The following is a 5847-nucleotide window of genomic DNA, read 5'->3' on the forward strand; positions in this document are numbered from 1 at the left end:
GGACTATTTGTTGGCTTCCTTGGGTGGAAGCACTGCGCGATTGCAGGACACAACGTTTTTGGTGGTCGTAGGGACACACAACTTTTCAAGGAAAAGGATTATCTCCATGATTCGAGATTAATAAAATGGTTGAAAGGCGGTTAAAACCGCCGTTCGCCCTTCCTCCCCGAACTAAAGTTACGGGGATTCCAGGTTCTCGATTGCTTCTCGTTTGAAGTATTCCAAGAGACAAGACACTGCGATCGCTGCGGTGCCAAATCGGTTCCCCCTCTGGGGCTTTCGCCGAAATTTGGGCACCGGGAATGGATGCACCAATTTTAGCAGTGGCATTGCCCCCAAATCGGCAGCAGCCTTGAGTGAAATCGGGCATCCTTGCAGCGCATCTTCTGTAGCAAAAGCAAATTTACCCAATTAACGAACAGCTTCCACCAATATCTATAACGCCTGTGATTGAAAAGAGACGCTCTCGCGACCTACCTCAAATTAACGAAAGAATTCGTTTCCCCAAGATTCGAGCCATTGACACCGACGGCAACCAACTGGGCATTATATCGCCTAGCGAGGCCCTGCGAATGGCTGAGGAAAAAGACCTGGATTTAGTCTTAGTCAGCGACAAGGCCGATCCCCCGGTTTGCCGAATCATGGATTATGGAAAATATAAATTCGAGCAAGAGAAAAAAGTCCGGGAGGCGAAGAAAAAGCAGCATACCTCTGAGGTCAAAGAAGTGAAAATGCGCTACAAAATTGAAGACCACGATTATAACGTGCGTCTCAAACAAGCGCAGCGCTTCCTGAAATCGGGGGATAAAGTAAAAGCGACAATTATGTTCCGAGGTCGCGAAATTCAACATACAGATTTAGCAGAAGAGTTGCTGAGGCGAATGGCAGGCGATTTGGATGAAATTGCCGAAATTCAGCAAAATCCGAAGAAAGAAGGGCGCAGCATGACGATGTTGCTGTCTCCCAAGAAGTAGGATCCACCGCCGAGGCGATGAGAAAGAGTTTATCGCCCCTAAACGGGTATCTCGAAAGGCGGAGGCGCGATCGCCTCCGGTTTGAGGGGAGTTTAGGCCGGGGGGATGGTAAAACTCAGGTGCAGGCGCAACCCAGCCAGCGCCCGGGGAGAAGAACTCTCCACAAGGAGGCAGGTGGGTTTGTGCTTCAGAGCATGATTCTTCGTCAATAAGACTTTTTAAAAGCTAGTCGCGATCGCGGCTAGCTTTTTCCCTATTTTCCTATTTCCCCATCGCGATCGCCCCGCCACCGGATTCGCAAAAATTCCCCCAGGGGGACTTGACAAAAAAGATAAATTGTGTTAATGAAAGAGCCAGATCCAGAGAGAGGCGATCGCTACAGGTGTGGTTGCGCTATCCCACCGCAAGGGTCAGAACCACAGCATCCTCTCCCCGGGTAGAGCAACTGAAAACACCTCTGGGAACTCGCCTCCCATAGCCCGCACCAGTGGCGGTTGCAAAGAAAAAGAGGTTATGGTATTGAGGAAGAACGCATGTCCTCGTCCGGCGTGGGCAGAAAATCGCCTAAGATAGAGGGTAAACTCCACCACAGAAACTCAATCACTGGAATGGAGGTTGCAGCCAGGGAAACAGGGCACGCAAAACAGAGATTTATTTAGGGGAAATCTGATGAAAAACGATTTACAAAGCCGGAACCGCCACTGAGTGCGTCCTGGGCACCAGAAACCCAATTTAATCGGCACAAAAACAGGGATAATCTACATTCACAGGAAATCAACGCTGCATGGAACTTAAAGATCGGCGGTTTGCGAAAAGTGGATTCGCTCAGGCATTGCTACAGTGGTTAAACCTTCGTCCGGAAGAAGCAGAGCGAACGTGGTTGATGTTCGCCTTTTACACCGCCACATCCGTAGGACTGCTTTGGCTCGAAGCGAGCACCGTAGGCTTGTTCTTAGATGAATACGGCGCAGACTCCTTGCCCTGGATTTATGTGGCGGGTGCGGGAATCGGCTCATTTCTGGGAGTCATCTACTCTTGGATGCAAAAATTCCTGCCCCTGCGCCGAGTGATCGTGGCGATCGCCATCCTCATGGCACTCCCCTTGCTGTTGTTTCGCCTCGGATTAGAAATCGTCATCATTGCCAGCATCACCATTTTCGTGATGCGGTTGTGGCTCGAAGCGATCTACGTCCTCAACGACCTCAACACCTCCATCACCGCCAACCAACTGTTTAACATTCGCGAAATTAAGCGCACCTACCCGATCGTCAGCAGTGGGATTTTACTTGCAGATGTACTCAGTGGATTTTCCCTGCCCCCCCTGCTACAGTTTGTCGGCTTGAGAAACGTTCTGCTGGTCTCTTGCTTGCTCATGCTCCTGGGTGCCGCAATTCTGTTGTACTTGAGCCAGACCTATCATCAAGCCTTTCCCGACACAGTGCGATCGAGCGAAATCGACAGCGAACATGATTTCACCAATCGAAGACTCGGCGGCCCGTTGAAAGGCTACGTCATTCCCCTATTTACATTTTTTATTTTTACCGAAGCCGTTTATATCATCGTTGACTTTTTATTTTTGAGCGAACTGGAACAACAAAATCCCGCCGGACAAGATCTCGCGATCGGGATTGCCAGTTTCCTCGGAGTATTCAACGGCATATTGGGCATCTTTGAACTGGTGATGCAGTGGTTTATCTCCAGTCGGATGGTGGAAAAATTCGGGGTGTTTTTTGCCGCCAGTCTGTTACCCACCGGATTGGTGATGCTTGGCGGATTTTCTTTAACTCCCGGCGTGCCGTTCTTTTGGGGGTTGGTCAGCCTCAAATTTATCGAAGAACTGCTGAAATATACCGTCATTGAAGGCACCGGGCCGGTGTTATTTCAACCCCTGCCCGACAGCATTCGCAGCAACATTCAATCGATGGTAAATGGGGTTGCCGAACCCTTAGCGATCAGCGCAACGGGGGTCGGGATTTTAGCCACCATCTGGTTCACCCACTTGCTGTTTCCCAACGCCAGCGATACCGCGCAAGTCGAACTCCAGGGAGTCATATTCTTAGGGTCGATCGTGTTGATGGCCTTAGCCTGGTTGTTCGTGATTTGGTTGCTGCGATCGCGCTATGTGGGTTTGCTGGTCTCGAGCGCGGAACGGGGTCGTCTGGGCGTCTCCGATGTGGATTTGCGAACCTTGAAGCGCACCGTGATGGAAACCCTAGAAAACAAAGGCAGCGATGAGGATAAACGCTCTTGCATCGAACTGCTCAATCAAATCGACCCCGAACATGTGGGCGAGGCCCTCGCACCCCTGTTGGCGCATCTCTCCCCCCCCTTGCAGCGCCAAAGTTTGGAGGTCATGCTTCAGCATCCCTCGGTGGCATATATTTCCCACGTGCGCGCACTCCTGAGTCAAACCATAACCCCAGAAGTCTTCGCCTTAGCCCTGCGCTATATCTGGCTGACCGAACCGGATCTCGATATCGAGCAACTGCGCCCTTATCTGCGAGCCGAAGTGGATCCGGTGGTGCGGGGCACTGCTGCCGCTTTAATCATGCGTCGCGGAAATCGCGAGCAAAAAGCAGAAGCCACCAACGCCCTGCGCCACATGCTCACCCACAAGCAAGAACGGGAACGAGTGATGGGCTGTCGCGCCCTGGGCGAAGCCGAGTATTTGCAAGGGTTGCGACTGTTTATCCCCAATCTGCTTCAGGATGAGTCGTTGCGGGTGCGCTGCGCTCTTCTGGAGGTGATTGCTTCGACCCATTTAGAAGAATATTACCCCTCCCTCCTGCGCGGACTCTACTATAAATCCACTCGCGAGGCAGCCATGCGCGCCTTAGTGCGCTTGAATAACGAGGTCCTCGATCGCGTGGTGGAACTGGCAGAAGATATCCATAAACCAGATTTGGTGCGGATGCAAGCTTGGATGGCGATCGGTCAGATGGGAACTCGCGAATCCCTCGATACTTTGGTCGATCGCCTGATGACCGGCTGGGGCATCACCCGCCGCAATATCCTCCGCATCCTGCTGAAAATGCCCGGAGAAGTGGGGATAGAAGGGGTCTTAGACCGCATGGGCCGCAGCGGGGTGGAAATTTTAATCGACCAAGAACTAATGCTGATGGGCCAAATTTATCAAGCACTGATCGAACTCAATGCAGACCGGGTTCTCGGACGAGAAGCCAATCTCCTGCGCCGCGCCCTACGCGATTCGATCGCCGATTCGGTTGACCGCTTATTTCTGCTGATGAAGTTTCTTTATCCCCTCGGATCGATTCAAGCGGCTGCTTTTAATCTCAAGTCGGGGGTGCGGACAAATATGGCCCGGGGATTAGAAATTTTGGACAATACTCTCGATATTCCGAGCAAGCAAATTCTGCTCAACGTTCTCGATCGTCGCTCCGATGAGGAAAAATTGCAAAGCTTATCGGAACTGGTGGCGATCGAATCCCTCTCCCAAGAGCGTCGTCTCCGCCGTCTGCTCGACTTACGCCACTTTATCTCCGATTGGGCATTAGCTTGCTGCTTTCATTTAGCACTCGCGGAACGCTGGAGTCTGAGTGCGGAACAAACTTTGGCTTGTTTGGGCCATCCGAAAGGTTTTGTGCGCGAAGCTGTGCTAGCCTACCTGAGAGTAGCCTCTCCCCGCGCCCTCCTCGAACTGTTGCCGAGGATGAAAAATGACCGGGACCGCCTCGTCGCCGCACAAGTTAAGGAGATGATGGCCCAGTTGGGAATTAGCGATTCTTCCCCCCATACCCCAACCGCAACCGGAGGCTCTCAGGGGTTTCCCAATTATCCCGGTATCGCAGGTTTGGAAGCAACCTAACGACTTAACTTTTTATTTTCGCAATGCTGACCAGTGTTGACCGCTTACTATTTGTCAGGGGCGTTCCGATTTTTAAGGAACTGCGGGATGATTTTCTCGTTCGCCTCGCTTCGGTGATGGATGAACTTTCTTTCCCCGCAAAGCATACTATTTTTACGGAAGGTCAGGAAGGGCGATCGCTCTATATTGTCGTCTCGGGCCAAGTCCGCGTCCATATCGGCAATCGGGATCTCGCTCAACTCGACAAGGGTGCTTGCTTTGGTGAAATGTCTCTGTTCGACGCCGAACCCCGTTCGGCTTCGGTCTCGACTCTCGAACCCTGCGAGTGTCTGGTTTTGACTCAGCAACAACTCTATGACGCGATCGATGAAACCCCCGGCATTGCAATCAATATCATCCGCTTGCTCTCGCGCCGCATCCGCGAACTCAACCGCATTAATTCTCAAGCGGCGGCACAGCAGCAATCAAATGAGTTACGCAACGCTGATAGCAATGCGGTGGGATAGCACGAATCCATCGGCGATCGCTGTGCAAACCCCTCGGCAAGATCTGCTACCCTGACCCTCTCCTCTTGTCATCGCCGATATGCCTTTAAAGGAGATAAATTGGTAGCGATATGACTCGACTCGTCAAGCTTGCCGATTTATGAATCGAAATCCATTTCCACTCATTGTGGTGGGCATCCTCGCCGTGGCGGCGGCGATCGCTGGCGCTTATGTGGCGTTTCGCTCCCCACCTTCTACTTCCCCAGTGACGGAGAATCTCCCCCCACCAGAGGTCCCTACCGCCGAACCGTCCCCAACCCCTACATCCCCTCCCCCTAAGTCCCCAACACCGCGATCGCAACCTATGCAAGTCCCTAGCCCCTCCCCTGACGCTTCTCCCTCACCCACTGAAAATGTCGAACCGGTTGTGGTCACTCCTCCCCCACCGGACAATTGCGAGGTGAATACCGCGATCGTCTCTGACCGTGACGTACTCCCGACGCCGACCGCTTAGGCGGTACGGCGCGGGCTTCTGCGCCCAGACCTTTGAGATCTGGGTTTC

Annotated in this window: 4 protein-coding genes; all 4 read left to right on the forward strand. The window is 52.6% G+C overall.

The window, feature by feature from the left end; translation table 11 throughout:
- The first annotated feature begins 437 nt into the window (after positions 1 to 437).
- The 4 genes from infC (at position 438) to LKK83_RS21385 (ending at position 5799) form a co-directional block, all read left to right on the forward strand.
- The gene (gene infC / locus LKK83_RS21370; RefSeq protein ID WP_324633362.1) at positions 438 to 974 is read left to right on the forward strand and encodes a translation initiation factor IF-3; all 537 of its coding nucleotides are present in this window, start codon (positions 438 to 440) and stop codon (positions 972 to 974) included.
- Positions 975 to 1758: 784 nt separating this feature from the next.
- Positions 1759 to 4800 (forward strand): HEAT repeat domain-containing protein, encoded by a 3042-nt coding sequence (locus tag LKK83_RS21375; RefSeq protein ID WP_324633359.1) that lies wholly within the window; start codon positions 1759 to 1761, stop codon positions 4798 to 4800.
- A gap of 23 nt (positions 4801 to 4823) precedes the next feature.
- A complete protein-coding gene (locus LKK83_RS21380) occupies positions 4824 to 5306 on the forward strand; it encodes a Crp/Fnr family transcriptional regulator (RefSeq protein WP_324633360.1) in 483 nt (160 codons plus the stop codon).
- A gap of 139 nt (positions 5307 to 5445) precedes the next feature.
- Positions 5446 to 5799, forward strand: coding sequence for a hypothetical protein (locus LKK83_RS21385; RefSeq protein ID WP_324633361.1), 354 nt, complete (start codon positions 5446 to 5448; stop codon positions 5797 to 5799).
- Positions 5800 to 5847: the final 48 nt, after the last annotated feature.

Origin of the sequence: Phormidium sp. CCY1219, from assembly GCF_035615515.1 — a bacterium.
Classification (GTDB): domain Bacteria; phylum Cyanobacteriota; class Cyanobacteriia; order Cyanobacteriales; family Laspinemataceae; genus CCY1219.

Excerpts from the sequence above, each read along its gene's own strand:
- LKK83_RS21375 (WP_324633359.1), top strand. The coding sequence starts at position 1,759 with ATGGAACTTAAAGATCGGCGGTTTGCGAAAAGTGGATTCGCTCAGGCA.
- LKK83_RS21380 (WP_324633360.1), top strand. The coding sequence starts at position 4,824 with ATGCTGACCAGTGTTGACCGCTTACTATTTGTCAGGGGCGTTCCGATT.
- LKK83_RS21385 (WP_324633361.1), top strand. The coding sequence starts at position 5,446 with ATGAATCGAAATCCATTTCCACTCATTGTGGTGGGCATCCTCGCCGTG.